Origin of the sequence: Dyadobacter sp. CY351 (assembly GCF_021502625.1) — a bacterium.
Classification (GTDB): domain Bacteria; phylum Bacteroidota; class Bacteroidia; order Cytophagales; family Spirosomataceae; genus Dyadobacter; species Dyadobacter chenhuakuii.
The window spans coordinates 88829-113672 of the sequence record NZ_JAKFFU010000015.1 but is presented as its reverse complement, the minus strand read 5'-3'; the positions used below and the strand labels follow the sequence as shown (position 1 = coordinate 113672).

General features: G+C 45.6%; 25 protein-coding genes and 1 riboswitch. Of the genes, 10 read left to right on the top strand and 15 right to left on the bottom strand.

The annotated features are described in order from the left end of the window. Positions 1 to 184: 184 nt before the first annotated feature. Together L0660_RS24255 and L0660_RS24250 are read right to left on the bottom strand one after the other, a co-directional pair. On the bottom strand, positions 185 to 2275 hold the full coding sequence (locus L0660_RS24255; RefSeq protein WP_235161754.1) for a choice-of-anchor A family protein: 2091 nt from the start codon (positions 2273 to 2275) through the stop codon (positions 185 to 187). Positions 2276 to 2655: 380 nt separating this feature from the next. Continuing rightward, positions 2656 to 3474 (bottom strand): LexA family transcriptional regulator, encoded by an 819-nt coding sequence (locus L0660_RS24250; protein ID WP_235161753.1) that lies wholly within the window; start codon positions 3472 to 3474, stop codon positions 2656 to 2658. Between the two features lie 130 nt (positions 3475 to 3604). Between L0660_RS24250 and L0660_RS24245 the strand changes: the two genes are divergently transcribed. The 6 genes from L0660_RS24245 to L0660_RS24220 all read left to right on the top strand — a co-directional run bounded on the left by L0660_RS24245 (position 3605) and on the right by L0660_RS24220 (position 8662). Next, a complete protein-coding gene (locus L0660_RS24245) occupies positions 3605 to 4522 on the top strand; it encodes a MerR family transcriptional regulator (protein ID WP_235161752.1) in 918 nt (305 codons plus the stop codon). Continuing rightward, the gene (locus tag L0660_RS24240) at positions 4494 to 5996 is read left to right on the top strand and encodes an NAD(P)/FAD-dependent oxidoreductase (protein ID WP_235161751.1); all 1503 of its coding nucleotides are present in this window, start codon (positions 4494 to 4496) and stop codon (positions 5994 to 5996) included. The genes L0660_RS24245 and L0660_RS24240 overlap by 29 nt, the downstream gene beginning before the upstream one ends. Positions 5997 to 5999: 3 nt before the next feature. Further along, positions 6000 to 6836 (top strand): squalene/phytoene synthase family protein, encoded by an 837-nt coding sequence (locus L0660_RS24235; protein WP_235161750.1) that lies wholly within the window; start codon positions 6000 to 6002, stop codon positions 6834 to 6836. Positions 6837 to 6905: 69 nt separating this feature from the next. Further along, positions 6906 to 7427 (top strand): isopentenyl-diphosphate Delta-isomerase, encoded by a 522-nt coding sequence (idi, locus tag L0660_RS24230; protein ID WP_235161749.1) that lies wholly within the window; start codon positions 6906 to 6908, stop codon positions 7425 to 7427. A 39-nt stretch (positions 7428 to 7466) separates the two neighbouring features. Beyond that, positions 7467 to 7940 (top strand): sterol desaturase family protein, encoded by a 474-nt coding sequence (locus L0660_RS24225; protein WP_026630202.1) that lies wholly within the window; start codon positions 7467 to 7469, stop codon positions 7938 to 7940. After that, entirely contained in the window at positions 7937 to 8662 is a 726-nt protein-coding gene (locus tag L0660_RS24220; RefSeq protein WP_235161748.1) for a lycopene cyclase domain-containing protein, read from the top strand. The genes L0660_RS24225 and L0660_RS24220 overlap by 4 nt, the downstream gene beginning before the upstream one ends. Here the strand turns inward: L0660_RS24220 and L0660_RS24215 are convergent. From L0660_RS24215 to L0660_RS24205, 3 genes are read right to left on the bottom strand one after another with little or no spacing between them, the layout of a single operon-like run. After that, positions 8639 to 9775 carry an NAD(P)/FAD-dependent oxidoreductase gene (locus L0660_RS24215; protein WP_235161747.1) on the bottom strand — a complete coding sequence of 379 codons (1137 nt, stop codon included), beginning with the start codon at positions 9773 to 9775 and terminating at the stop codon, positions 8639 to 8641. The two genes, L0660_RS24220 and L0660_RS24215, sit on opposite strands and share 24 nt — an antisense overlap. Further along, on the bottom strand, positions 9759 to 10454 hold the full coding sequence (locus tag L0660_RS24210; protein ID WP_235161746.1) for a methyltransferase domain-containing protein: 696 nt from the start codon (positions 10452 to 10454) through the stop codon (positions 9759 to 9761). The genes L0660_RS24215 and L0660_RS24210 overlap by 17 nt, the downstream gene beginning before the upstream one ends. Beyond that, complete coding sequence (locus L0660_RS24205; protein WP_235161745.1) at positions 10447 to 12405, bottom strand: UbiA family prenyltransferase; 1959 nt, start codon at positions 12403 to 12405, stop codon at positions 10447 to 10449. The genes L0660_RS24210 and L0660_RS24205 overlap by 8 nt, the downstream gene beginning before the upstream one ends. 134 nt (positions 12406 to 12539) lie before the next feature. Here L0660_RS24205 and L0660_RS24200 point away from each other — a divergent pair, with 134 nt between their 5' ends. Beyond that, positions 12540 to 13487 carry an EamA family transporter gene (locus tag L0660_RS24200; protein WP_233796205.1) on the top strand — a complete coding sequence of 316 codons (948 nt, stop codon included), beginning with the start codon at positions 12540 to 12542 and terminating at the stop codon, positions 13485 to 13487. Positions 13488 to 13509: 22 nt separating this feature from the next. Here the strand turns inward: L0660_RS24200 and L0660_RS24195 are convergent, their stop codons facing one another. From L0660_RS24195 to L0660_RS24155, 9 genes are all read right to left on the bottom strand, one after another. Beyond that, a complete protein-coding gene (locus L0660_RS24195; RefSeq protein WP_233796204.1) occupies positions 13510 to 13761 on the bottom strand; it encodes a hypothetical protein in 252 nt (83 codons plus the stop codon). A gap of 43 nt (positions 13762 to 13804) precedes the next feature. Further along, positions 13805 to 14980: a cysteine desulfurase family protein gene (locus tag L0660_RS24190; RefSeq protein WP_235161744.1), complete on the bottom strand. Its 1176-nt coding sequence runs from the start codon at positions 14978 to 14980 to the stop codon at positions 13805 to 13807. Between the two features lie 168 nt (positions 14981 to 15148). Continuing rightward, positions 15149 to 15242: riboswitch (SAM riboswitch) on the bottom strand. A 99-nt stretch (positions 15243 to 15341) separates the two neighbouring features. Continuing rightward, entirely contained in the window at positions 15342 to 16766 is a 1425-nt protein-coding gene (locus L0660_RS24185; RefSeq protein WP_235161743.1) for a sulfatase, read from the bottom strand. A 44-nt stretch (positions 16767 to 16810) separates the two neighbouring features. Further along, positions 16811 to 17209, bottom strand: a complete 399-nt coding sequence (locus L0660_RS24180; protein ID WP_235161742.1) for a type II toxin-antitoxin system VapC family toxin — start codon at positions 17207 to 17209, stop codon at positions 16811 to 16813. Next, on the bottom strand, positions 17206 to 17439 hold the full coding sequence (locus tag L0660_RS24175; RefSeq protein WP_235161741.1) for a type II toxin-antitoxin system Phd/YefM family antitoxin: 234 nt from the start codon (positions 17437 to 17439) through the stop codon (positions 17206 to 17208). The genes L0660_RS24180 and L0660_RS24175 overlap by 4 nt, the downstream gene beginning before the upstream one ends. 82 nt (positions 17440 to 17521) lie before the next feature. Beyond that, a complete protein-coding gene (locus L0660_RS24170; protein WP_235161740.1) occupies positions 17522 to 18391 on the bottom strand; it encodes a ThuA domain-containing protein in 870 nt (289 codons plus the stop codon). Positions 18392 to 18444: 53 nt separating this feature from the next. Beyond that, positions 18445 to 19731, bottom strand: coding sequence for a M1 family aminopeptidase (locus L0660_RS24165; RefSeq protein WP_235161739.1), 1287 nt, complete (start codon positions 19729 to 19731; stop codon positions 18445 to 18447). After that, positions 19724 to 20152: a hypothetical protein gene (locus L0660_RS24160; protein WP_235161738.1), complete on the bottom strand. Its 429-nt coding sequence runs from the start codon at positions 20150 to 20152 to the stop codon at positions 19724 to 19726. Before L0660_RS24160 ends, L0660_RS24165 begins: the two co-directional genes overlap by 8 nt. 177 nt (positions 20153 to 20329) lie before the next feature. Further along, positions 20330 to 20536 (bottom strand): hypothetical protein, encoded by a 207-nt coding sequence (locus L0660_RS24155; protein WP_235161737.1) that lies wholly within the window; start codon positions 20534 to 20536, stop codon positions 20330 to 20332. Between the two features lie 143 nt (positions 20537 to 20679). Here L0660_RS24155 and L0660_RS24150 point away from each other — a divergent pair, with 143 nt between their 5' ends. The 3 genes from L0660_RS24150 (at position 20680) to L0660_RS24140 (ending at position 24439) form a co-directional block, all read left to right on the top strand. Next, complete coding sequence (locus tag L0660_RS24150) at positions 20680 to 21213, top strand: hypothetical protein (protein ID WP_235161736.1); 534 nt, start codon at positions 20680 to 20682, stop codon at positions 21211 to 21213. A 286-nt stretch (positions 21214 to 21499) separates the two neighbouring features. Beyond that, a complete protein-coding gene (locus tag L0660_RS24145) occupies positions 21500 to 22276 on the top strand; it encodes a thioredoxin family protein (RefSeq protein WP_235161735.1) in 777 nt (258 codons plus the stop codon). A gap of 33 nt (positions 22277 to 22309) precedes the next feature. After that, positions 22310 to 24439, top strand: a complete 2130-nt coding sequence (locus L0660_RS24140; protein ID WP_235161734.1) for a PQQ-binding-like beta-propeller repeat protein — start codon at positions 22310 to 22312, stop codon at positions 24437 to 24439. On the opposite strand, the gene L0660_RS24135 is transcribed toward L0660_RS24140, so the two are convergent. Next, positions 24436 to 24810, bottom strand: a complete 375-nt coding sequence (locus L0660_RS24135) for a DoxX family protein (protein ID WP_233796192.1) — start codon at positions 24808 to 24810, stop codon at positions 24436 to 24438. The genes L0660_RS24140 and L0660_RS24135 overlap by 4 nt on opposite strands. Positions 24811 to 24844: the final 34 nt, after the last annotated feature.

Here is a 24844-nt window from a genome sequence, read left to right as displayed (position 1 = left end):
ATAAGGTTATCGCATTTGTCGATAGCCTCAAAATCCGATGATTTTCCGGCTGGCGCTATTGAGGGATAGGTCGTTGCTGGTTGCTAAGCACAGAAAGCCTGGCGCGTGGCCCGGGCACAAAAAAAAGGCTGTCTCAAAACGAGACAGCCTTTTCCTGATCACATAACGCTATATAAACTCTTACTTATTTTTTCAGGATCTTGGAAGAATATGCGCCTTCTTGATTTACAATGTTTACAATGTACAAACCCGTTGCGAAAGACTGAACATTTACTTTGAGCTCTGTCTGGTTTTGGGAGGGAGTGGCTTGGTAAACGCGTTTTCCGTTTAGTGTCAGAATTTCAAATTTTTTCACTGGCGAGTAACTTTTCACTGTCACTTCGTCCTGCGTTGGATTCGGGTAGAAATCTACTGCAAGCCTTGCATCGCATGTTCCGGCTTCGACGCTGCGGATCGCACTATATTCAAACGTTTCATCATTATCAACTTGTTGCAGACGATAGTAATAAAATTTCGAAGGAGCCGATTCTCTGCTGTAAGGGGCGTCGTTATATGTATATGTATCCTGCGTTGTGCTGTAATTAATGCGGTTGAGCGCTGTAAACTTTTTTGCGTCCGTTGAGCGCTCCACCACAAAGTGTGAGAAATTTTTAGCTTCCGTAACAGCCCATTTCAACTGAACATCGCAATTTTCATTTTTTGCTGTGAAGCTTGCCAATGTTACAGGCAATGTGCCTGTTGGCGGAGGTGTTGTGAAGCATTTGCCGTCAGGGGTAGACACCGGGTAAGTGACTTCGACGATCTTCCAGGGAGTAACTGTAATCCTTACTTTTGCGCCTTCATTGAGGATCGATGAATAGCGATCAGTAACTTCTACCCACTTTTCGCCATCCTTTTCCCAACCCGGCCAAGCCATTCCCGCTCCGTTCTCGTCCACCGCTGCGCCCGGGAATAAAATGCTGCCTTTCAATGGTAACTCACTGTTTTCCTGGATAATGCTTTCGTCAGAATTGATCCATTCTATTTTCGCAGTCTCTCCGGTTGCAGGGTAATTCGGTGTTATTGTATATTCCAACCATGGCGCATTGTTGATGCATTTTGATTCAACTGTCACTTCGATCGCTTTCTCAACAGGCTCAGGAATGGAAGGTAAAAATGGCCAGAAATGAACCTCGTCGCGGGTGTGTACAAAGCTTTTGGCAATGATCTGTCCGTTGATATTTCCATTGTTTTCTTTGATCAAATTGGCGCAGGGAGCGAAAATAGTCCCGTGGATCGGCGTGTTGCCGCCTAGTACCAGCTTGTCGGTCGCATCCGGGAAGTTGTAGATCACGTAGCTTCCTTGCGGATCGGACAACCCGCCCACGCTTGGGAAGTTAATGATTGGATTGTTACCCTTCGACGCCGCAAATGTTTGGAAGTCTACAATGTTAATGATCAATGCAAATGGACCTGTATAGCTCGCATCTCCCGGTTGCGGGCCTTGTGGGATATGTTCGATATTTGTGTTTCCGATTCTATCCCAAACTGCTGCTGAAACAGTCAGTACATTGATCTTGTTAGGGTCAACGATAATCTTTGGGTTATTCCCGATTTTCGAAGGGTCCAGGTAAGGCCCCGTTTCCATTCCCGTAATGATATTCCCATTCTGATCGCGGATCGCCAGGTTGTCTTTCATGTCTCTCAGCTGGTTCGAGCGCTTCATGAAAGTGGTGAAAGCCCCGTCTATATCGATCTGATCGCTGCCTGTTCCGAACACATTCTGGCAAATCGGATTCTCACTATCGCTTACCTTCGGAGACCAGGTGTTTACATTGGCATTGATCGTAATGTTTGGCGTATCGCTGTAATTGGCTGTGCTTCCGGTAATGCGGATGGTCGACTCCGCATTGTTATTGTCCTTATACCAGACACGCAAAGGCGTTGCCACATTGGCATCTGCTGGTGCACATTGCCCGATTTTCAGATAATTATCACCATTAATGGTAAGGCTTCCGCTATTGAGCTTCACCCCGCCCCGCACGGCCAGCCCGATTGACGCACCGCCCACAAAGAATACGCCGTGGTTTTTATTAAAGCTGATCTGATATTGATTAGTAGTAAGATTACCGCCGATGGCAACAGGCCCTTCTGTTTCATTGGAGATAAAAGTTGCATCGCCTTTTACGAAAATATTAAATCGCTTGGCGGCCGCGGTTGGGCTTTGCGCCCGGGCATCATTCAAATTAAGTATGACAGATGCGAGAAGGGTTACGAGTAAAAGTTTGGCTGACATTGTTGAGTTACTTTTAATTACTCAACGAAAGTAGCCGACGCCAAAAAGTTTGTAATTCTTTTTGTGACAACCCGGCGAATGCTTGGGGTGATTTCTGAAAATTCAGGGGTTTCCAAAATTTACAAATTGCACTTTCTTCATATCACCGCTTGGAACTTAATAACTAAATCGAGTCCCAATGCTATTTACTTTTTCCTTCAAAACGCACTTATTCTACACTATTATGTCGTAAGTATGCCCGAATGAGCACTTTACCAAACACTATTTCTACATACCACATTGAGCGGGCAGTTTTAATATTTAATAAACATTATAACAATTCCGCTACCCGACCTGGCGTCACAATACTGAGTCTTCGCCGACGTATGTAGATGATCCAATTATTTGGATGCAGGGCGTCCCTTTATTTCTTTGATCTCATTCTGCATTTCCTGCAACATTTTCATCAGTTGTTGCATGTCCGTTTGCGGCTCAGGAAGCTGCTTGCTGTGGAAGCTGTAATATTCCCAAAGCTCGATCACTTCTGAAAGTGGGACGGTATAAGCAAAATATTGCTTGTTAAATGATTGCAGTAACATGGTGCCATCCTTATTAATGGTAACCTGTTTGAAAACAAAATCCTGGTCACCCTTTAAGATAACAATACAAGGTGTCTCCGGCCGGATCGTGGTCCAATCCTGAACATATTTTGTGATGATATCACTTCCTTCCGGAACCGGTAACATGGAATCACCAATGGTTGGGAACATCCTGAATGTGCCATTCTTAGGAAGCGTAGGCAAGCTGAACCTTGGTAAGGTGGCCAGAAATTCGGGGTCGCTGTAACCCGAGCGGTAACCTGCCTTGGCCTGCACGGGAACGTACTCAATGTTCTCCTTCTCCTCGCGGTCCACGGTTATGGCAAGCACGCGAATGTTGTCGCCCTTCATAAAGAGTTCACTGCCCTCTTCCAGGTCTTTCACTTTTTGTTCCGAGAGCCTGCTAAGGTCGATTTTGAGCAGACTATCGATGCTCATTCTGAAAAACTCAGAAAAATGGATCAGATCGTCAATGGTTGGATTGGCGGTACGGCCACTTTCATGCGCATTCAATTTTACCCTTGTAATCCCCAAGCGCTCAGCCAATGCTTCCTGACTCATTTTCAGGCGTGAACGAAGGAATCTGATGTTCACCGGCCAATAAATCTCCTGATTTCTCATAACGTGAATGATATCTTGTAAATCAAACATCTGATATTAATAATATCAAAAGTAGCAGCATTTTTTTATTTTCCTACAAAATATGGCTAAAATAATTTTGTTTAACTATTTTTGAAAAACGTTAAACAAAATGTCATCATATTCTATCAAAGACCTGGAACGGATCAGCAATATGAAAGCGCACACCATTCGCATATGGGAGCAGCGTTATGGCTTGCTCGAACCCGACAGGACGGATACCAATATCCGGTCTTACAATGATGACCAGGTTAAGAAGCTGCTGAATGTCTGCACGTTGCTGGACAGAGGAATGAAAATTTCTAAGATCGGCAAGCTCTCAAAATCTGAAATGGCGAGTGAGATCGAGAAGGTCATTCATGATTCTTTTCAGGGCGATGTGCATGTGGAAGCGATCATTAACCAGGCACTCATCGGCATCACGACATTTAATGTTTCACTTTTTGACGAGATATTTTCAAATGCTGTAAAAAAGTTTGGCTTGAAAAAGACCTATATAAAGATCCTGTATCCGCTGCTCGTCCGGACGGGCCTAATGTGGGTAAAGGACGATCTGCTTCCCTCGCAGGAACACTTTTTATCCAACCTGATCAGGCAAAAACTTTTTGCGGCCATAGATGCGCTGCCTGTGGCCACCCATACGGACCAGAAATGGATCCTGTTTTTGAATGAAGAAGAAGATCACGAGATAGGCCTGCTATTTGCCTATTATATGATCCGGCAGATGGGAAAGGAAGTGGTTTATCTGGGCGCGCGGGTTCCTTTCAGAGATCTTTCACCGGTTATTTTAGGCTGCGAGCCAACGCATGCATATTCCTTTTTTGTTCGCAATCAGTTTGACGATCAGATCGAAACACTCCTGGGGAATCTCAGAACTGAGTTTCCGCAAATAAATGTCTGCGTCTCCGGAGGCAGTGAAAAATTAAAGAAAATTGCCTCCAAAAAAGGAGTTAACTTGATAGAAACAATTGAAAATCTGACTGATATTCTTATCTCTCCCAATGCACAACGGACGCCTACCCAAATCTGATAAATCACACGAAATTGCAGTCATCGGCTCGGGTTTCGCGGGCATGGCAGCGGCCGCAATGCTGGCCGAAAGCGGGAATGAGGTCACTGTTTTTGAAAAAAATTGCAGCATAGGAGGCCGCGCACGGACGTTTTCTCAGGACGGTTTCGTCTTTGACATGGGGCCGAGCTGGTACTGGATGCCGGATGTTTACGACAGCTTCTTTTCGCTATTTGGCAAACCCACTTCTGATTTCTACGAATTAAAGAAACTGGACCCAGGCTTCGCCGTCATCTTTGAAAATGAGGTGATGGACATTCCGGCCAACTTCGATGCAGTTTGTGACCTTTTCGAGAGCATTGAAACGGGCAGCGCCGATCAGCTCAGGAAATTCATTGCAGAAGGAGAATTCAAATATACGGTGGGCATGAATGACATGGTTTACAAGCCGGGACATTCGGTTACCGAGTTTTTCAGCCTGAAATTATTCAAAGACGCGCTCAAACTCCAACTTTTTACGTCGTTCAGTAGGCATGTCAGGCGGTATTTCAAAGATCCGAGGCTGCTTGCACTGATCGAATTTCCCGTGTTATTTCTGGGTGCTATGCCTAAGGACACACCCGCGCTTTACAGCCTGATGAACTTTGCGGGCCTTAAACAAGGCACGTTTTATCCGATGGGCGGCTTCGGAAAAGTGGCGGATTCGTTCAGGCAAATTGCTGAAAATGCTGGCGTAAATTTTTTAACCTGCCAGAACATTGAAAAGCTTGAAGTTACTTCCGACGTCATCAGTCATCTACATACCAACAAAAAAAGCATAAGGACGGATGCAGTAATCGGAAGTGCTGATTATCATCATATTGAACAGGATCTATTGGGTAAAAATCATCGCACATATGATGAAGCATATTGGGAAAACAGGACGTTTGCCCCGTCCTGCCTGTTATTTTATTTAGGTGTAAATAAGAAAATTGATAAGCTCCGGCATCACAACCTCTTCTTCGACGAGCACTTTGACCAGCATGCCGTTGAGATTTACAAAGACAAAAAATGGCCTGAGCGACCATTGTTTTACGTCTGCTGCCCGTCGAAAACAGACCCATCCGTTGCACCCGAGGGAAGTGAGAATTTATTTGTACTGATGCCCATTGCTATCGATCTGGATGATCCCGATTCGATCCGGGAAAAGTATTTTGACGTACTTATGGATAGGCTCGAAAAATTTGCAGGCGAGGACATCAGATCACACGTGGTTTACAAGAAGAGTTATTCTGTCTCAGATTTCATCAGTGATTACAATGCTTATAAAGGAAACGCATACGGACTTGCTAACACGCTGATGCAGACGGCCATATTCAAACCAAAACTTAAAAGCAGCAAGGTTAAGAACCTTTTTTATGCTGGTCAGCTGACTGTTCCCGGGCCTGGCGTTCCTCCTTCGATCATCTCGGGCCGCATTGCGGCTACTGAACTTCAAAAATACCTAAACAAGTAAGTCATGAAAAGCTTATACGACAACCTTTCCGCGACATGCAGCAAAACAACCACACAACTATATAGCACGTCGTTTTCGCTGGGCATTTATTTCCTAAAACCGGCTTTGCGGGCACCCATTTACGGCATTTACGGCTTTGTCAGGCTTGCAGATGAAATTGTGGATAGTTTTCATGACTACAACAAGGAGTTCATGATGAACAAAATCCGTCAGGATACGGTGGAAGCGCTCCGCGACGGGATTAGTATTAACCCGATCCTGAACAGTTTCCAGCACGTTGTAAATACTTATAACATTGAATGGGAGCTGATTGACACGTTTTTGAGGAGCATGGAAATGGATCTGATGAAGACGGAGTACACTTCGGATTCATATAATGAATACATTCTCGGTTCTGCGGAAGTGGTTGGTTTAATGTGCCTTAGGGTTTTCACAGAAGGTAATCAGCAGCAATTTGATGAGCTTAAACCGTTCGCTATGAAACTGGGATCCGCGTTCCAGAAAGTAAATTTCCTGCGCGACCTGAAAGCGGATTACGTGGATCTTGGCCGGACTTATTTTCCCGGCGTAAATTTTGATCATTTTTCAAGCAAAGAGAAGGAAAAGATCCAGCAGGAGATTGAGGAGGAATTCGAGCAGGCGCTGATCGGCATCAAGCGGCTCCCGAGCGGTGCACGAAGGGGCGTTTATCTGGCTTATTATTATTACAAAAAACTTTTCCTGCGCATTAAGGAAACGCCGCCTGAAAAAGTAATGAACGCACGGATCAGGATTCCGGATCATGACAAGGTAGGACTCATGTTTCGTTCGCTGGTAAGGCATCAGTTCGACCTTTTATGACGTTTTTTTGTTAGTTAAACAAAGGAGCTGAACATTGGACTGTTAGCCACGAACCTAAAACCCGATTTTATGACTGATCAAGTTGTGCTGGTGAATGAAGATGATATGGAAATTGGCTTGATGCCAAAGTTAGAGGCGCATCAAAAAGGCGTTCTGCATCGTGCATTCTCAGTTTTTATTTTTAATTCAAATGGTGAAATGCTTTTGCAGCAAAGGGCTTTCGGAAAATATCATTCGGAAGGGCTTTGGTCCAATACTTGTTGCAGCCACCCGCTCCCGGCAGAATCCGCGCATCACGGAGCAGTAAGGAGGCTTTCTGAGGAGATGGGCATTTCGGCCGATTTGCAGTTTCTTTTCACCTTCCAATATCGCGTTAAACTCGAAAACGGGCTGACAGAAAACGAACTCGACCACGTCTTCTGGGGCATTTCAGACGACGAGCCGAACATCAATTTGAGTGAGGCGAATGATTTTAAATACATGAAAATGGCTGATATTAAGGCAGATATGAACCAGAATCCGGAGGCTTACACCGAGTGGTTCAAGATTTGTTTCGCCGAAGTTGCCGACAAAATAAAACCAAAACAATAGCTGACGGCCACTGCCGGAAGCTGACAGCTTGAATTTACAATGAGTCCCTGGATAGTAAATACATTGATCGTACTGGCCGCGTTTATTGGCATGGAATGTGTGGCGTGGATTGCTCATAAATATCTGATGCACGGCGCCTTATGGTTTTTGCACCACGATCATCACCAGCGTGATGACGGCGATTTTTTTGAAAAAAATGACTACTTCTTTGCCATCTTCGCCACGCCAGGCATACTCTGCCTCTTATTTGGTGTAAATCAAGGGTTTAATCATTTTTTCTGGATCGGGCTGGGCATTACCATCTACGGTTTCACCTATTTTTTGGTACATGACATTTTCATTCACCAGCGCTTTAAAATGTTCCGTAACACGGATTCGGTGTATCTGAAAGCCATCCGCCGCGCGCACAAAATGCACCATAAGCACCTTGGAAAGCATCAGGGCGAATGTTTTGGGATGCTCTGGGTGCCGCTAAAATATTTCCGGGAAGCAAAAAACACGGCGTCCAAATGAATTTTCTATATCTGCTCGTCGATCTTGGCGCAATTGCTGTTCCGTTGCTGTTTTCTTTTCATCCCAAAATTCAGCTGTATAAAAGATGGCATTTGCTCTGGCCGGCGATTATTCTGTCATTAATTCCTTTTGTGATATGGGACAGCTATTTTACAAAAATCGCCGTGTGGGGATTTACACCGAAATATCTCGTCGGCACTTACCTGTTTGGGCTTCCTATTGAAGAAATCCTGTTTTTTATCTGCATTCCTTACGCATGCCTTTTCACTTATTACTGCTTCCGGATCTATTTCGGGACTGATTATAAGCTTAAAAACGAGAATTTGATTACGGCCATCTTCTTGTGTTTCACATTGGCTATGGGCGTGACCTTTTATGATCGCTACTATACATCCTGGACAGCGGTTGGGCTGGTGGCGTTTCTATTATTTTTGAGATTTATTGTCAAGCCGCGATGGCTGAGCCTGTTCTATTTCTCGCACATGTTCCTGCTGATCCCTTTCTTTATCGTAAACGGGATTCTAACAGGATCGGGACTGGACGAGCCGGTTGTTTGGTATAATAATGCAGAGAATATGGGTATCCGGATATTTACGATCCCATTTGAGGACGTCTTTTATGGCATGTTAATGTTGCTTCTGAACACATTCTTATTCGAATATCTCCTTTCCAAATATCCCGTTCCCGAGAAAGAAAACTTAGAAACGGTCTCCGTGGGTTAAGGACACAAGCTTGTTCAAGACGCCCGGGAAATTATTTAAGGCTCTCAGGGCCAGATCGGTTGTAGTTCTTTTCCCAAACAATCCCTGCAAATAATAACCGGCTGTAATTCTGCGTCCAAATGCGTGGTCCCATGCTTTTTTGTAGTTAGCCGAGACGCTGTCAATACTTTGCTTTTTCTCAAAATACCGGATCAGCTCGGTGGCCAGGATTTTGGAAGCGCGCATGCCCATGCTCATGCCGTTGCCGCAGAGCGGCGTGATAGAACCCGCCGCGTCACCCAGGAGGAAAACACCGTCAGTTTGTGTTTGTTTCCTGGAAAAATGGATGTTGCTGATTACTAACGGATTTTTATTAACAAATGCAGCATTTTTAAAATATGCTTTGAGAAAAGAATTTTTGTGCAGAACATTTGCCTCCATTTCCTGAATGTCTTTTCCATTTTCCTGCAAATTCCGGGACGTGGTCAGATAGCAAAGGCAATGCCAGTCCTTATCCACTTTTGAAACTCCGCAATAGCCGTCCTTAAAATTGTGCAGCTCAATGCGGTCAGGTGCCAGATCCGTTTTAATGTGATATTTCACACCGATAAAATTATCGCTTTCATTCCCTGTGTCCATTAAGTTGCGCGCCAGGAACTGCGGGGTATATTTTCCATAACTGCCGCACAGCACGCCAACATTGAAATCCCCAGCCGAAGATTTGATTACAAAACCTTCATTACCAACCCTTTCCAGTCCATTCACTTTGCAATGTTCCACGACAGCGACGCCTTTTGCGGCTGCAATGCTTGCAAGTGCGTGGTCAAGGCTGAATCTGCTGATCCCGAAACCGCCCATTTGCAAGGAATGTTCAAGCATAAAGCCCTTTTCGGAGCTGATTCTGAGCTTGTTAATGATGGGTAAATTGAGTTCATCCAAATTCAAACCCAGGCTTTTAATAAAATCCCAGCTTTCCATGGAAATGTACTCGCCGCAAACCTTATGAAATGGATATTGATTTTTTTCGAACAAAACCACCGAAATACCCCTGTCCGCAAGCTGTATAGCCAGGCAAAGGCCTGCCAATCCGCCGCCGATAATGCCGCAATCGTACGTTTTAGCTTGCGTTTCCATAAACAATCACTTCATGTCGGAATGCCCATTTGTTGCGAACGGTGTATTTAATTGCTCCGGCTTTGTTCAGGATCGCGAACCATTCTGCTCTCTTAAACCCCCGCAAAACTGACAGCGGTGCATCGTTTTTGACCAAGTAAGATTTAGAAAACAATTGCGTCAGCCATTTAATGGAGTAGTAAGCCAGAGGATTTCTTTCCAGATCATTAATAACCAAAACCGCCTTGCTACTCAATGCAAACCGGACAAGCTCAATGAGTTGATCTTCTGTTAAATGATGGCAAAAAAGACATGCGTGAATAATGTCAACCTGTTTCAAATGGCTGAAAATGTGCCTGTAATCGTCACAAATCAATTTGACCGGCGCTGTTTTTAGGTTTTCCTCTGCATAGGCAATGCAAACAGGCTTAATGTCGACGCCATATAAATCCAGCGAATAGCGCTCATTTTTGTTCCAATTGTCAATGCGCTTTAATGTGTCGCCGCCGCCGCATCCGATATCAACGAGAATATGCAATTTTCCTGGCTTAATGACCTTTTTTAGCGCGTTAAAGGAAATGTTATATCCGCCCAGCCAATGATTAATGAAGTCAAGTTCCCTTAAATTCTGGAACAAGTCGGCCGATGGGATATCCTCCTGATCAAGCAGCTCCTTATCCTGGCTGCGGTGTTTAAACATAACGCAGCTGCATCGTTTCAATGCTTAGTCCTGGGCCGAATGCCGCTGCAAAGATTCTGTTGCCTATATTTTCCGGCTTAGCCGTTTCAAGGACTTGCTTCAATACAAACAAGACCGTAGGAGACGACATATTTCCGAAATTTCTGAGCACATCATAAGTGGCTGCCAGACAGCCCTTATCCAGCTCCAAAGCAGCAACAAAATCATCCACAATGCGCTTTCCACCCGGATGAACAGCCCAATGTTTAAATGCGTCCGGCGCAAGACCGATCTTTTCCAGCATCGGCTTTATATTTTTCCGGATCAGGTCAGGCACGTAGGAAGTCAGGTTCATAATAAAGCCTGTTTCCGATAACTGCCAGGCCATATCGGCATACCCATTGTGCAGGATCAAAGAATTGAATGCATCTATCTCAACGTGATGCGCATAATCCGATCCCGCTTCCGCAGTAACCAAAACCGCCGCTGCGCCGTCTCCGAAAATCAGGTTGGACAGCAGGTAATCATCATTATATCGCTTCTGGAAATGTATCGTGCAAAGCTCGGTGCAGACGATGAGCACTTTCGCGCGCGGCTGGCTTCTGCAAATGGCGTCGGCATTTTTGAGCGCAATAATCGCGGCATTGCATCCCATAAAATTTACGCTGCTGCGCTGTATGGCAGGATTCAGGTCCAGTTCCCGCATCAATTCCACGTCCAGTCCGGGCGCAAACAGGCCCGTACAAGTGACTGTTATCAAGTGCGTTAACCGGCCTTTCATCTCAGCAAATCCATCTATTTTCTTGATAGCACTTATGGAAAGTTTCGTGGCATGCTGCTGATAAAGCTGCATACGCTGGGTCAATGTCGGTTCCGGGAGTAATGTGGCAGTCTTGTTAAAAAACTGGTAATCTTCCGGTGCTTTATCAAAATCGGCAATCACAGAATAGCGGTTCGCTATGCCTGTTTTCCCCGCTACTATCTTGATTTTTCTCTTATTGGTAATGTCTTCTGTCGAATTCATGTAAAATGAAGTCAACGTTTCCTGCGAGTAACAATGTTCGGGAACGGCTGTCTCAATAGCAGATATATAACTCAAAGGGATTCTGTTAATTACAATTAAAATAATGAAACAACTGTTCATGCAGATGGCTGCTATCCAGTTCATCCGCATGGTATTCCTGAAATTCGCCTCACTCCTATCCTTCAAAACCAGGTAAAACCAATAGCCGAAATAGAGGACGATCGGCAGGAAGAACACCTGGATAATATAAAAAACCATTCCAAGGCCCTTCGATGTAAAGTACAAATAATAAAATACATTGCACAGCAGAAACATCGCCGCCGTAAACAGAAATGTACCCCGGTAACCGAGCTTATAGCTTAATGTAACGACCCCATCTTTCAGGTCCTGCTGGTGCTGATAAACCTGGGTAAGCGGATACGCGCCGGCAATCTGGAAAGAACAGGCTAAAAGCACATAAATATGCTCTCTGCTCAGCATCAGCGCACTTTCTGAAACACCCGCAATGGACATATAGTAGGTAAATGCACCCTGGAAAATCACAACAGTCAAAAACCCGATAACCGGATATCTTTTCAGCCGGATCTGCCGGGAACTATATGCCCGCGACGCTGCAATGTAAAGCACCAGGCAAAAAGCGAACAATGTATTTACGAAAAGGAACGCTAAAACGATCGCGGTAAAATCCAGAAACATGGTGAGGTAAAAGAGTGCGGCCGTAGGCATAGGAGGCTTTTCGAGCCCGCCAACGCTCTCTTCGTCCTTATCCACATAACTGTTGTAACCATTACTAGCCGGGTAAATCAGCAGATGAATGATCAAAAAAGCGAAGAGTGCATGATGATGGACAACCGTATCTGCCTGACTGTAAGCAAACAGAAACAACGGCATCAGGAAAAAAGAAAAAGGAATCCGCAGAAGTTTAATTGTATTGCCATCAATGCCCATGGCCCAATTTAAGAAAAAAATTTTTGAACATTTGAGGCTGTCACAGATACAATATACTTTCTGCCAGGAACACCATTGTGCCGGAATCGGTTAAAGAGGAATAACAATTAGTCATACCAGAAAAATAAAAGATCATGCAAGCACAAAGTAAAGCACCTTCCACCCTTATGGTGGTATTGGCTTTTGCCACCGTTTACATCGTATGGGGATCGACTTACTTCTTCATTCAGCGGGCGCTGGAAGGTTTTCCGCCGTTTTTCCTGGGCGCTTTCCGCTTCATTATTGCCGGGCTTATTATGCTGGCGTGGAGTGTTGCACAAGGTGAAAACGTGTTCTCGCTCAAAGCGATCAAACCTGCGATCATTACCGGACTTTTGTTGCTTTTTATCGGCAATGGCATTGTGATATGGGTTGAGCAGTTTCTTCCCAGCGCAATGGTCGCCATTATGATTTCCTCATCTCCACTCTGGTTTATCGTCCTGGATAAACCGAAATGGTCTGAAAATCTTAGCAACAAATCGACGATTGTAGGTCTGTTGATCGGTTTTGCCGGGGTAGTGCTGTTATTCAGTGAAAAAATAATGATTTCAATGTCGTCCATGAACAGTTCGCGCGATCTGTTCGCGATGGCGCTCGTCGTTTTTGGCTCCATGGCCTGGGCTGGTGGTTCTTTGTTTTCTAAATACAAATCAGGCACCGACTCGGCAAGTGTCAATTCAACCTGGCAAATGCTGGCAGCCGGATTTGCTTTCCTCCCAGGCAGCATTATTTCGGGCGAACTGGCGACCCTGAATCTTGCATCCATTCCGATGGAAGCCTGGCTATCAACGTTATATCTGATTATTTTTGGGTCGATTGCCGGTTTTGGAGCATACGTCTGGCTGCTGAAAGTACAGCCGGCAACCAAGGTTAGCACTTACGCCTATGTAAATCCCGTCGTAGCAGTCCTTTTGGGGATATTTTTCGCAAACGAATCTATTTCTGTCCTGCAAATAGTCGGGCTGGTCATTATTCTCGGCAGCGTGTTGCTGATCAACCTGCATAAATATCGCAAGCCAAAACAAGTCGTATCCGCTTATTGATCTCTTGGAGGAGTGTGAGCAGTTAACACAAGGAAGCTTCTGTGATCTGCTCCACCTCCGAAATGTCCCTGTTTCTTTTGATCAAATTAAGGATACGCTCAAAATCAATAAGTTGTGAAGCTTCGAAGGCAATGACGCCTACGAAAACTCTTCCCTTGCTGATAAAGTTAAGGTGTTTGATCCTTGCACCATTAAACGATTCAACAATCGATGTGATCTTATGGAGACTTACAGCACTTCTGTAAATGATTTTGAGAAAGAAAATTTTGCTCATTTTAGTACTTTTTATCGTGGCTAATAATTGAAGAACCAACGGCTCAATGCGTTAATTCCAGACGGAAACGTGCCTGGCCGCGTGAAGCAGGATCGGCATTATAAATGTTTACAACGGCCTGCACAATGTGATCAATCTCATCGAATGTGTTGAATTTGCTAAACGAAAAACGGACATTTTCTTTATCCTTCTGACAAGGAAGCGCGCTGATCACGTGCGAGCTGCCCTGACTGGAACAAGCGCTGCCGCCAGAAACCGCAATGCCCAGATTATCAAGACTTTTAACCAAACTTCCCGCAGCCAAACATGGGAATGAAACGTTCAGGATGTTTACCAGGCTGTTTTCAAGAGAGTGACTTTCGCCATTATAACAAATGCCGTACACACCACTGATCGCCACTTTGGAGACCATATATTGCTTCAACTTGCTGACTACGGAATGGTTGCTGTCCAGGTCGCGGTATGCCACCTCGAGCGCTTTGGCCAGCCCTACAATGCCAGTCACATTCTCGGTTCCTCCACGCTGTCCTTTTTCCTGGCCCCCGCCAAAGATTTGGGCATGAATGCGGTGTTTTTTATTGATATAGATAAATCCGGCACCTTTCGGTCCATGGAATTTGTGGGCGGAACCCACCAGAAAATCGATAGGCGTCTGGGTCAGATCGATCCACTGCTTTCCGATTGTCTGGGTGGTGTCCGTAAAAAAAATGGAATCATAACGTTGAGCAAGTTTACTTATCGCGTGGATATCCGTCAGGTTTCCAATTTCATTATTGCCGTGCATCAGGCAGATCAATGTCTGTGGATTGGCTCTTAAAAGGTTTTCAAGGTGGTAAAGATCAACATTACCACGCTCATCCAACTGCACAAAACTCGTTTCGATATCACCCGATTTTTCGTGCTGGAGAATGGTTTGCAAAACGGCCTTATGTTCAATCTTACTGGTCACGACATGGCTAATGTCATATTTCGCAATCGCACCGGATATGGCGAGGTTGATGGCCTCGGTGGCTCCGGACGTAAAATATATTTCTTCCGCAGAAGCATTTAAAACCTTCGCAACCAGCTTCCGCGAATCTTCTATCGCATCTTTCACCTTCCGTCCTGCCCAGTGAGTGGACGACGGGTTGCCGAAGCTGGCGGCAAAAAATGGAAGGATCGCTTCAATCACTTCCGGATCCAGTGCAGTTGTGGCGGCGTTATCACAATAAATTTCCATGTTGATCTAAGTGTTAAATGTTATCAGTTTATTGATTCCAAATGCCGCACCTTGCCTGGATAATCGTAACAATTCCGCCAAAAACGAAACCGTAACGAACATACACGGACAAGCCTCTGGCTTTCCTTAACTCGATTGTACTCTGTTACTCCGGTGGTTGGATTCTCAGATTTATCATTAGAATTAGGTTGGGGCACCTTAAAAAGTCATAGGTTGCCAGAAGATCATAGAGCCTAACCTCTCCCTTCCTTCTTTATAAATCTACTAATTCGATAGACAAAGATGTAATAAAGATTTTAAAGATCCAAAAAGAGCGAAAAATTTCTTTGAGAAAATTCTTGATGCGCAGATTACCCGCCGTTTATTTGGTTTCCGGATAGCCTTTTTGGAGGAGCATGGCTAGTTCATTGACCGTGATAATGTAGGTGCTTTCTTTGGCGAGGTTTGTGAATTCGTTGGGGTCTTTTTGGTGGTCGTATAATTCCACGCCGGCTTTTCCTCCATCCCATTCCGTGTAACGGAAGCGCTCCGTTCTTACGCTGCGACCAGTAATTTTATTCCGCCGAACTTGGGTGTAAGCAGCTTTATCCCAAATGCCGTCCGGGTTTTTGAGTAATGATGTCAGACTTTTGCCGCCGAGTTTTTGGGTAGGCATCAGTCCGCAAAGCTCAGCCAATGTTGGGTAAATGTCCAGTAATTCCACCGTCCTGCCCGATGCCTTTCCTGCGGTTCCGCCAGGCACTGAGATGATTAATGGAACGTGCGCAGCATTTTCGAAAAGGCTTTGCTTCATCCACTGGCCGTGCTGGCCTACATTATAACCGTGATCGCTCCACAAAACGATGATCGTTTTATTGGTCAGTTTCAACCGGTCCAGTTCGTCCAGCACCCTTCCTACTTGCGCATCCATGAATGAAATTGACGCATAATAGGCCCGCAACGCCTCTTTTCTTTGCGCTACTGAAAGGCCTAAATGTGCCGGTTTGGTGGAAATTGCTGCTTCCGGAACGTCGTCAAGGTCATTTTGAATTTCTTTCGGAAGCGGGATTGATGCCAGTGGATATTGGTCAAAATATTTTTTTGGCGCTACGTAAGGGGAGTGCGGGCGATAAAAACCAACTGCCAGGAAAAATGGCCCGGCCTTCTTTTCCTTCAATAATTTGATAGCCTCGCTGGCGACCATTCCGTCTGTCTGCTCTTCATCCGCTCCCTCGCTTGCATGCCAGGCAAGTGCGCTGCCCAAGCCTTGGTCCGGCGTAAGATTTTTGACTAGTGATTCTTCGGTTTTGTCACGCCCTTTTGGATTGACTTTGCGATCCCAGGAAATAGGATCGTCCAGGCCGTCTGTCCCGATCTGGCCCGGAACGCCATAATGATAGATTTTCCCGACCCGGGCGCTGTAATATTCATTGTTCTTAAATAGCTGCGGCAATGTCACCACGTTGGGAAGATTCTTACGGAAGTGTGTTTGCAGTTCGTAGACCTTGGTAACATCAGGCCGCTGGCCAGTTAGCAGCGAAGAGCGACTCGGGCTGCAAAGTGGGAATTGAGTGTAAGCTTTGTCAAATTTCACCCCGCGTTTAGCCAGGCGGTCAATGTTTGGCGTTTTGACAAATTTGTTTCCATAACAACCTAAATCTGTGTTTAAATCATCAACTGCGATAAAAAGAACATTCAACTTCTTTTCTGCCTTGCCTTTTTCGTCTTCTGCGGCGTAACTTTTTTTAACAATACACCCGGAAAATGAGCAGACAAAAAATGCGGAAACGAAATATCTTTTTATCATCGGTTGTAGGTTTAGTTTAAACTTGCTTTACGCCCAGTGTATCCTCACCAAACGACTTTCAATCCATCCGAAGCATATTTACGAATGTTTTCATCATCGCTGATCAATGTATACCTATGGCAAAGCGCCTGCCATATGAGCATTCTGTCGAACGGGTCTTTGTGGTAGGTGGCTGTAAGCTGATAATATGAACTGCTCGTTTCAGCAACCAAATCCAGAATCCCAAATCCCAGCTCTTCACTGGCTTTGTGAAAGTCTTCCGGATTAAGGGAATTGATATCAAGCTTGCCTAATGAAAATTTGAGCGCTATTTCCCAAAAACTGATAGTACTAACCACAACAACAGACTCCGGGGTTGTTAATATCTCTCTTACGCTTTCTGAAAGTTTTTCTGGCTCAGTGATTGCCCAAATTAAAGCGTGTGTATCTAATAAATATCTCATAAGTTAAGAAACTCCTCTTCTGACATCTTAAAATCATCTTTAAAGACGACTTTCCCTTTATCAGCCAAAATTCCCAACTTTCTGGGTTCTTTCAATTTTTCATTCGGCACTAGCAGCGCCTTCACTTCCTTACTTCTACCGTAAGTAATACCAATCTTTTCTCCCTTTTCGACGTCTTTCAGGACCTGGGAAAAATGTGTTTTGAATTCGCCAACAGTCATTGTTTTCATAGTCAGCTTTTTAATCAAATATAAAGTTTATTTGTCAAGTTGTCAAGTTGCTTATGTATGAGCGTTGAGCTTTGAATTTGTATCAGTCTAACTTTTTTGTTAACGCATTCAACGCTGCTTCCGTGGGCGTTGCTGAGGGGATTCCTTGTTCCGGGATCTTGGCTTTGGCAGTCCAGGCAATAGCATTCAGGACTATTTTTCTGAAATTATCATTGCCCCAGTTCTTGTGCATATGCCCACCTGAAAACCCAAACCCGCGACCACCGTCTGGCCGTTCCAATGCCCAGGCCACAGGTTGCAGCTCTTTTTTGGTAAGCACTGCTTCGCGGACGCCAGGGTTATTAGAGTGCGTTCCGTCCTTTCCTTTTAACGTAGATTCTGGCGGTAAGGCCTGTAAAATCGGAGTAATATTTTCCATCCCATCAGCAAAACGCATGTGATAATACCACTCGTCCGTGATGGAAAATGGCTTTACGCCATTAGCAATAGGATGGTCGGGAAAAGTGGAAAACGCGGCTTCCCAGACCGGATTCACCGACCAATTTATCTCGAAATAACCTCCTATCCAATCCCTAACGTGATTTCCAACCTCTCCCGCCGGCACTTCAAGCGAGAAATGCAGCATTACTAACCCAATTCCTTTCTTCGTCAACCGGTCCATTTCTGCCAGATGCGGAATCAACAGGTGATCGCCTCCCCCATCCGCATAGATCACAATTGCATCAGCATCATTTAGTACCGCGCTGTCCTTTGGCCAACCGCTTTGCAGCAACACAGCATTCACGCCCGGTAATCCTTCCTGGATGGATTTCACAAGCAATGTGCTTCCGCCCTGGTGTTCATGCTCTCCTTTCCCATGGCTGTCAGGCCCGGCGATAAAGACAATTTTTTGGGCGAAAATGTGACCACTCACAAGAGCCAGTAATAATGTGATTTTGAGTATCCGCTTCATCCTCGTATATAGTCGGTTGTAAATGCAGCTGGTAAAAAATCACGCCATACGCATTATTCCTTCATGAATCTTACCGCCTTAATGCTTTTACTGACAACATCTTCGACCTGCAAAATGTACACTCCGTGCTGCATTGCCGAAACGTTGATGGAATTGCTATTTGTCTGGGAAACATGTTCCAATCGCTCTAGATGGCCGTCTGCATTGTAAATCGAAACATTCATCCCGCCCCGATTTTCCCCGTTCGTTCTGAAATGCAGCAAGTCTGCAACCGGATTCGGAGAAATAATCAGATCTGATTTTTGCAGCGTTCCGCAAGTGTTCCGCAAAATTCTCGAATACTGAACCTTCCCATCCATGTCTTGCTCGGCAATGCGGTAATAATCTCCATTTGCCTGGGTCGTGTAGTCTGTGTATGTATAATGTTTCAAATCAGTGCTGTTCCCGGCCGCTTCCACCGATCCGATTTTTGACCAGTTCACCGCATTGCTGCTTTTCTGGATCTCGAAATGGTCAGCATTTAATTCCTCGGAAGTGGTCCAGATGAGTTGTGGCTGATCGCCCAGACATTGGACCTTAACAGTCTCGAAAGTGACCGGAAGTGGGTCCGACGATTTTGTGATGACATTATTCTTTGAAATCAGCCATTTTTCGGGATCGAATGTGACAAGGTTGGGTTCGAAGCCCAGGTTTTCCAAAAAGACCTGATCGTTTGTGGTGTGATCCACGACCACCAACTTTTGCTGACCGGTTCCAGTGTTTTGAAACAAAATAGGCAACGGCAATTTGAAAAACCCAACAGAAGCATGGGAAGTCGTCTGGCTGACCTTGATCTGGACATTATTGCCCTCAGGAAACCACTGCACTTTATAAGACGGATATCCTTCACCAATGAACCACTGGTCGATAAAGTAAGTCAGGTCCTTTCCGCTCACGGCTTCCAGGTGGCTCTTAAGATCATTGGTCGTAGCGAAGCCATAGGCCAGGGCGGGATCTTGCAGATAATTCTTAACTCCTGAGAAAAATACTGCATCACTTAAAATCCACCGGAGCATATATAGCAGGTGCGAGCCTTTATAGTAACTCAATCGCTGGCTGAAGATCCGGTTCGGATTGTTCACATCATCTACCCTTACCGACCCGCCGGGATCAGCGGTGATGGCATTTATCTGTGCATTTCGGTAGACAGTCGCGTTTGCCGGAAACTTATTTTCAATGTAAATGCTGGCCATGTGGGTTGCGAAGCCTTCATTCAACCAGATATGTTCCCAATTGCCGCAGGTGATTTTATCCCCAAACCAATGATGCGCAAGTTCATGGGCGATGAGATTTTCACCCATAAATGCTCATCGAATCTTTTACCCCGCCTGCAATGGGAACCGGGAAAGAAACTGTTACAGCGCCATTCATATGCGTAAATGATAATGCAACATTATTCCGGGTTACCGAGCTGATTATATGTTCATCAGCAAGATCAAGTGTGATGGACTTCCCTGAACTCGTCATCACAAAATGAGTAGTAACAACACCTTTGATATAACGGACAGCAGGATCCACTTCCCATTCGCATCGATAGTACTTGACGTCGAAATTCTGTGAAGCGCTTGTTCGGGCATTGGCTAAGTCGCCATTCAGTCTGCGCTGAAAGCCTTTCTGCTCCATTTGAGAAATGCGCTCTATTTCTTCCTGATAATTCGGAGCGAACTGCGCTTGTACATGCACAAAGGCAATCATTATAAATAATAGCAGAATTAATCTCATATCAGCGGGGTTGGTTAATCAATGTACGTAAAAATGACGCATTGAAACTTTTCGCTAAAATGAGTAAAAGGATGCTGTTAACGAGAAACGGTTTACCCAGCGACCATATGATTTTTCTAACGGTAAGAAGCTGCGCCTGGAACAACAAGTACGCAGCAGAGGAGGGTGATTAGGCCGTTAATCCAATGCGTCAATTAATTGAATTGTATAAACTCCGTCATCGCCTTTTTCGGGTAGCGACATTTCAAGTCCTTCGCTTTTATTGACCCGCAAATAATTCTCGACAGCCAGGATCGCTTCATCCTCAGATGCAACATTGGATACAGAAAGGGTAACTCCCGACTTAACAGATCCCGAAGGATCCAGATTTTTGATATTTGGCATAATGTTCTGTTTTTTTAGTGACGTTTATAAATTCCCGTACCAGATTCTATATATAACAAAACAGCCCGCCGATGGGCGGGCCGTTTATTTTCAAAACCGAACTAGGTCTCAGCTATTATTTCTGAGGAGTTGATGGTCTTGAAGTGCTGCTACCTGGAACTGTCGATGATGACGATGGCGTGGTAGTACTTCCCGGCACTGTTGATGATGGGATAGTTGTACCCTGCGGAACAGTTGAAGGTTGTGTCGTATTGTTAGGAATGCTTGACGCTGGTACATTGCTGTTTGGCGTTGTACCTGATGATGGCTGCGTTGCGCTTCCAGGAATTGTTGTCGATGGCTGTGTGGTGGATGAACCCGGTGTTGTGGATGATCCTGGCACAGTGCTAGATGGCTGTGTAGTTCTGTCAGGCACAGTTCCCGGGGGAACTGATGATGGCCTGGTTGTAGAACCAGATGTGGTTGTCGACGGCTGCGTCGTCGTACCTGACTGGGTTGACGAGCGAGGCTGTGTCGTAGAACCCGGCTGGCTCGATCCCGGTAAAGTTGATGGTTGCGTTGTGCTGCCGGGAACCGTTCTTGGCTGTGTCGACGAGCTGCCCGGCGTGGTCGACGGTTGCGTCGTGCTGGATGGCGTAGTGCTTGATGATGAACCGCTTGATGGTGTTGTCGTTTGAGCAAATACTGCTGTTGACCCTAATAATGCAATTCCTAGTATGTTTAACTTTAAAGCTTTCATGTCAATTAGTTTTTAGTGATGAATTTTGATTGTTTTATGCAATTGTAACTGGTAAGTAAAAAGAATCATACCAATGCGGCACATGTTTAAGCAAACTTCCCCAAATTACCCCCCTGAATCCGGCTCCACGTTTTTCTGTCCCAAACGCCCCCCGGATTCGACGTTTTTACACACCCTTTTTTACCCAATTATTGGGGAAGTTTGTAAACAACAATCATATACACATGGAAAAACAGAACGAATTCTCAGCTGCTATCACGACAGAAAGCACTGATAACCATCACATTGTATCGCAGGAAAAATGGATTGAAGCACGGAAGCACCTGCTTAAAAAGGAAAAAGAACTTACACGGCTGAATGATGAACTGGCCCGTCAGCGCCGTCAATTGCCGTGGGTTGAAGTTAATAAGCACTATATATTTGAGAGCGAGCAGGGCCGGAAAACATTATCTGACCTCTTTGATGGTAAAAGTCAGCTGATCATTTACCACTTCATGTTTGCGCCCGGAGACAAAGAAGGTTGCCCTGGCTGCTCGTTCCTGGCCGACCATATTGATGGCGCTAACCTGCACCTTGCCCATCATGATATTTCAGTTGTAGTCGTTTCCCGTGCTCCGTTGCAGGAATTATTACCTTTTAAACACCGTATGGAATGGAAGTTCGAATGGGTTTCTTCCTTCGGCAGCGATTTCAATTATGATTACTTTGTTTCCTTTACCCAGGAACAGCTCAATAACGGGTCGATTTATTACAATTATGAAGATTTAAAACACGATGACGGCACGGAGTCTCCGGGGACAAGTGTGTTTTTTAAGGATAAATCGGGCAAGATTTATCACACATATTCCAGCTATGCCCGCGGTGGCGATATTCTGGTAGGTGCCCATAATTTTCTTGACATTACTCCAAAAGGCAGAAATGAAGAAGGCGCCATGGATTGGATGCGGCATCACGATAAATATGATGATTACAAAAAGGATAATAATTCCTGCTGCCATTAATACATTGATAGGGTTGAAATTATTTAAGTGTGCATGCGAAAACTCACCTTACTACTGCCTGTTATTGCTTTCGCAGCCTTTGCAGCTTATCAAACGAAAGACGATGACCGCACCTGGGCTATCTATAAGGCAGATGCCGAAAGCACGAGTTACGCGCCGCTCACTCAGATCAATACAGCCAATGTACATCAGCTGCAACCCGCCTGGACCTTCGGATTGAGTGATATGAAGCCAGGATCCAGACCCGCGAATAGCGAATGCAACCCCATTATTATCGATGGCGTCATGTACGCAACCTCAGCAAAACACCTCGTGTACGCTGTGGACGCAGGAACAGGAAAACAACTTTGGTCCTTTGACCCCTTTGATGGGGCCGAAGGTGGCGGCGTGAGCCGTGGTGTTACCTATTGGGAAAATGGCGATGACAAACGAATACTGCTCACCGGCGGAGATGTACTTTTCGCGTTAAATGCGCACACAGGCAGGCCCATCCCAACATTTGGGAAAGAAGGCAAAGTGAGCATGAATGTAGGCCTTAGGGACGACCCGGAAACGATTTCTGTGATTCCTACCAGTCCGGGAATTGTGTACAACGACCTGCTCATTATGGGTGCAGAAGTGTCGGAACTGTATGGTGCACAGCCCGGCTACATCCGCGCCTACAATTGCGTGACGGGTAAATTGGAATGGACCTTTCACACCATTCCGCTGCCGGGAGAGCCTGGCTATGAAACCTGGCCGAAGGACGCTTATAAATATGCAGGTGGCGTGAATGATTGGGCAGGAATGAGCCTGGACATACAACGAGGCATTGTTTTTCTCGCATTGGGCTCCCCCAGCTACGATTTTTACGGCGCCGACCGGAAAGGAGACAACTTATATGGCAACAGCGTTGTGGCGCTTGATGCTGCAACGGGCAAATACATTTGGCATTATCAGCTTGTGCATCACGATCTTTGGGATTATGATCTGCCAGCTCCGCCCAATCTCGTAACCGTAGCGCGGGCTGGTAAAAATGTGGATGCAGTTGCCCAGGTTACCAAGCACGGATTTGTTTTTGTCTTTAACAGAGAAACCGGTGAGCCACTCTTCCCGATCGAGGAGCGAAAAGTGCCGGCTTCCCGCATTCCCGGTGAAGAGGCGTCGCCTACCCAGCCATTTCCGCTCAAACCCAAACCATTTGCAAGACAATGGATGACCGAAGCTGATCTGACGCACTATTCAGATGCTGGCCGGGATTCTGTTCTCAAAAAATTCAGGTCCATGCGATATGAAGGACTTTTCACCCCACCCGACCTGAAAGGCACATTAATGCTACCCGGCAGCCGGGGCGGTGCAGAATGGGGCGGAGCGGCATATGACCCGTCGACTTCTGTTCTTTTTGTCAAATCAAATGATTCACCCGAAATCCAGTCGATGAAGAAGGTGGAAGAAGAAAAGGAAGCCAGGGATCAGACGGTTTTCGAACAAGGGAAATCCGTTTATATGACTTACTGCGTGGCATGTCATGGCAAAGACAAAAACGGCGACGAACCGAATTATCCCTCCCTGATCGGACTGAAAAACCGGATGACACGGGAGGCAGCATTACATAAGATCAAAAAAGGCGGAGGAAAGATGCCTGCTTTCGCCAGTGTAGTGAAAGGTAAGGAAAAGGGAATCATTGCCTTCCTTTATGAACGCGAACAAAACTCTGGCAAAGTCAGTAAAATGGAAACCGGTCAGACCAAAGCCGGGGCTGACAAATATCTCAACCTGACTGCATACGGACATTTCCGTGATCCGGACGGCAATCCAGCGCTCCGCCCGCCCTGGGGCACATTGAATGCGATTAATCTCACAACCGGAGATTACGAATGGCAGATCCCGCTTGGAAATAACGAACGGCTACGCGCTAAGGATGCACCCGAAACGGGACAGGAAGGTTCTGCGGGACCTATCGTAACGGCCGGCGGACTCATTTTCATCAGCGGTACCAATGATAAAAAGCTCCGCGCGATTGACAAAAAAACCGGAAAGATCGTTTGGGAAACCCTCCTACCCGGCGTCGCCAATGCAACGGCCTGCACTTACATGCATAAGGGCAAGCAATATGTTGCATTGTCGGTGGGCGGGACGAAGGAAAACCCTTCTGGTTCTATCATGGCGTTCGCGTTACCTTAATACCAGGCAGCTTTTTCAGCATGCGAACCTGGCAGAAAAATGCTGCTATCGCGCAGGAATGCCGCAATCCAGATCAAAATCATCGGAAGCAGTGCATTGAATGGTGTCCCGTGAGAAAGTTCGGTGGCCAGGGCCCCGGCAAAGTAGCAGGATAGCAGAATAAAGCCAATCTTCATTGTTTTCGGGTAAATAAATAATGCGGCAAAGCCGATTTCCATCAACCCGAGCGGAACGCGATAATCGCCTACACCAACCTTCGCTAACGTGCTGACAACCTCTTCGCTTCCGGACAATTTCATGACCCCGCTCATGGCGACAAGCGCGCTGGCGACTATCGTTACGCCAATGGTGGTAATTCTCTTTGCTTTCATAATTGTTTTATTTTCAGCAAAAATAGATACCTTT

Coding starts and splice junctions, on each gene's coding strand:
- L0660_RS24225 (WP_026630202.1), top strand. CDS start 7,467: ATGAGTCCCTGGATAGTAAATACATTGATCGTACTGGCCGCGTTTATT.
- L0660_RS24205 (WP_235161745.1), bottom strand. CDS start 12,405: ATGGGCATTGATGGCAATACAATTAAACTTCTGCGGATTCCTTTTTCT.
- L0660_RS24155 (WP_235161737.1), bottom strand. CDS start 20,536: ATGCCAAATATCAAAAATCTGGATCCTTCGGGATCTGTTAAGTCGGGA.
- L0660_RS24215 (WP_235161747.1), bottom strand. CDS start 9,775: ATGGAAACGCAAGCTAAAACGTACGATTGCGGCATTATCGGCGGCGGA.
- L0660_RS24255 (WP_235161754.1), bottom strand. CDS start 2,275: ATGTCAGCCAAACTTTTACTCGTAACCCTTCTCGCATCTGTCATACTT.
- L0660_RS24185 (WP_235161743.1), bottom strand. CDS start 16,766: ATGATAAAAAGATATTTCGTTTCCGCATTTTTTGTCTGCTCATTTTCC.
- L0660_RS24210 (WP_235161746.1), bottom strand. CDS start 10,454: ATGTTTAAACACCGCAGCCAGGATAAGGAGCTGCTTGATCAGGAGGAT.
- idi (WP_235161749.1), top strand. CDS start 6,906: ATGACTGATCAAGTTGTGCTGGTGAATGAAGATGATATGGAAATTGGC.
- L0660_RS24240 (WP_235161751.1), top strand. CDS start 4,494: ATGCACAACGGACGCCTACCCAAATCTGATAAATCACACGAAATTGCA.
- L0660_RS24145 (WP_235161735.1), top strand. CDS start 21,500: ATGGAAAAACAGAACGAATTCTCAGCTGCTATCACGACAGAAAGCACT.
- L0660_RS24190 (WP_235161744.1), bottom strand. CDS start 14,980: ATGGAAATTTATTGTGATAACGCCGCCACAACTGCACTGGATCCGGAA.
- L0660_RS24175 (WP_235161741.1), bottom strand. CDS start 17,439: ATGAAAACAATGACTGTTGGCGAATTCAAAACACATTTTTCCCAGGTC.
- L0660_RS24235 (WP_235161750.1), top strand. CDS start 6,000: ATGAAAAGCTTATACGACAACCTTTCCGCGACATGCAGCAAAACAACC.
- L0660_RS24195 (WP_233796204.1), bottom strand. CDS start 13,761: ATGAGCAAAATTTTCTTTCTCAAAATCATTTACAGAAGTGCTGTAAGT.
- L0660_RS24180 (WP_235161742.1), bottom strand. CDS start 17,209: ATGAGATATTTATTAGATACACACGCTTTAATTTGGGCAATCACTGAG.
- L0660_RS24200 (WP_233796205.1), top strand. CDS start 12,540: ATGCAAGCACAAAGTAAAGCACCTTCCACCCTTATGGTGGTATTGGCT.
- L0660_RS24170 (WP_235161740.1), bottom strand. CDS start 18,391: ATGAAGCGGATACTCAAAATCACATTATTACTGGCTCTTGTGAGTGGT.
- L0660_RS24250 (WP_235161753.1), bottom strand. CDS start 3,474: ATGAGAAATCAGGAGATTTATTGGCCGGTGAACATCAGATTCCTTCGT.
- L0660_RS24160 (WP_235161738.1), bottom strand. CDS start 20,152: ATGAGATTAATTCTGCTATTATTTATAATGATTGCCTTTGTGCATGTA.
- L0660_RS24245 (WP_235161752.1), top strand. CDS start 3,605: ATGTCATCATATTCTATCAAAGACCTGGAACGGATCAGCAATATGAAA.
- L0660_RS24140 (WP_235161734.1), top strand. CDS start 22,310: ATGCGAAAACTCACCTTACTACTGCCTGTTATTGCTTTCGCAGCCTTT.
- L0660_RS24220 (WP_235161748.1), top strand. CDS start 7,937: ATGAATTTTCTATATCTGCTCGTCGATCTTGGCGCAATTGCTGTTCCG.
- L0660_RS24165 (WP_235161739.1), bottom strand. CDS start 19,731: ATGGGTGAAAATCTCATCGCCCATGAACTTGCGCATCATTGGTTTGGG.
- L0660_RS24135 (WP_233796192.1), bottom strand. CDS start 24,810: ATGAAAGCAAAGAGAATTACCACCATTGGCGTAACGATAGTCGCCAGC.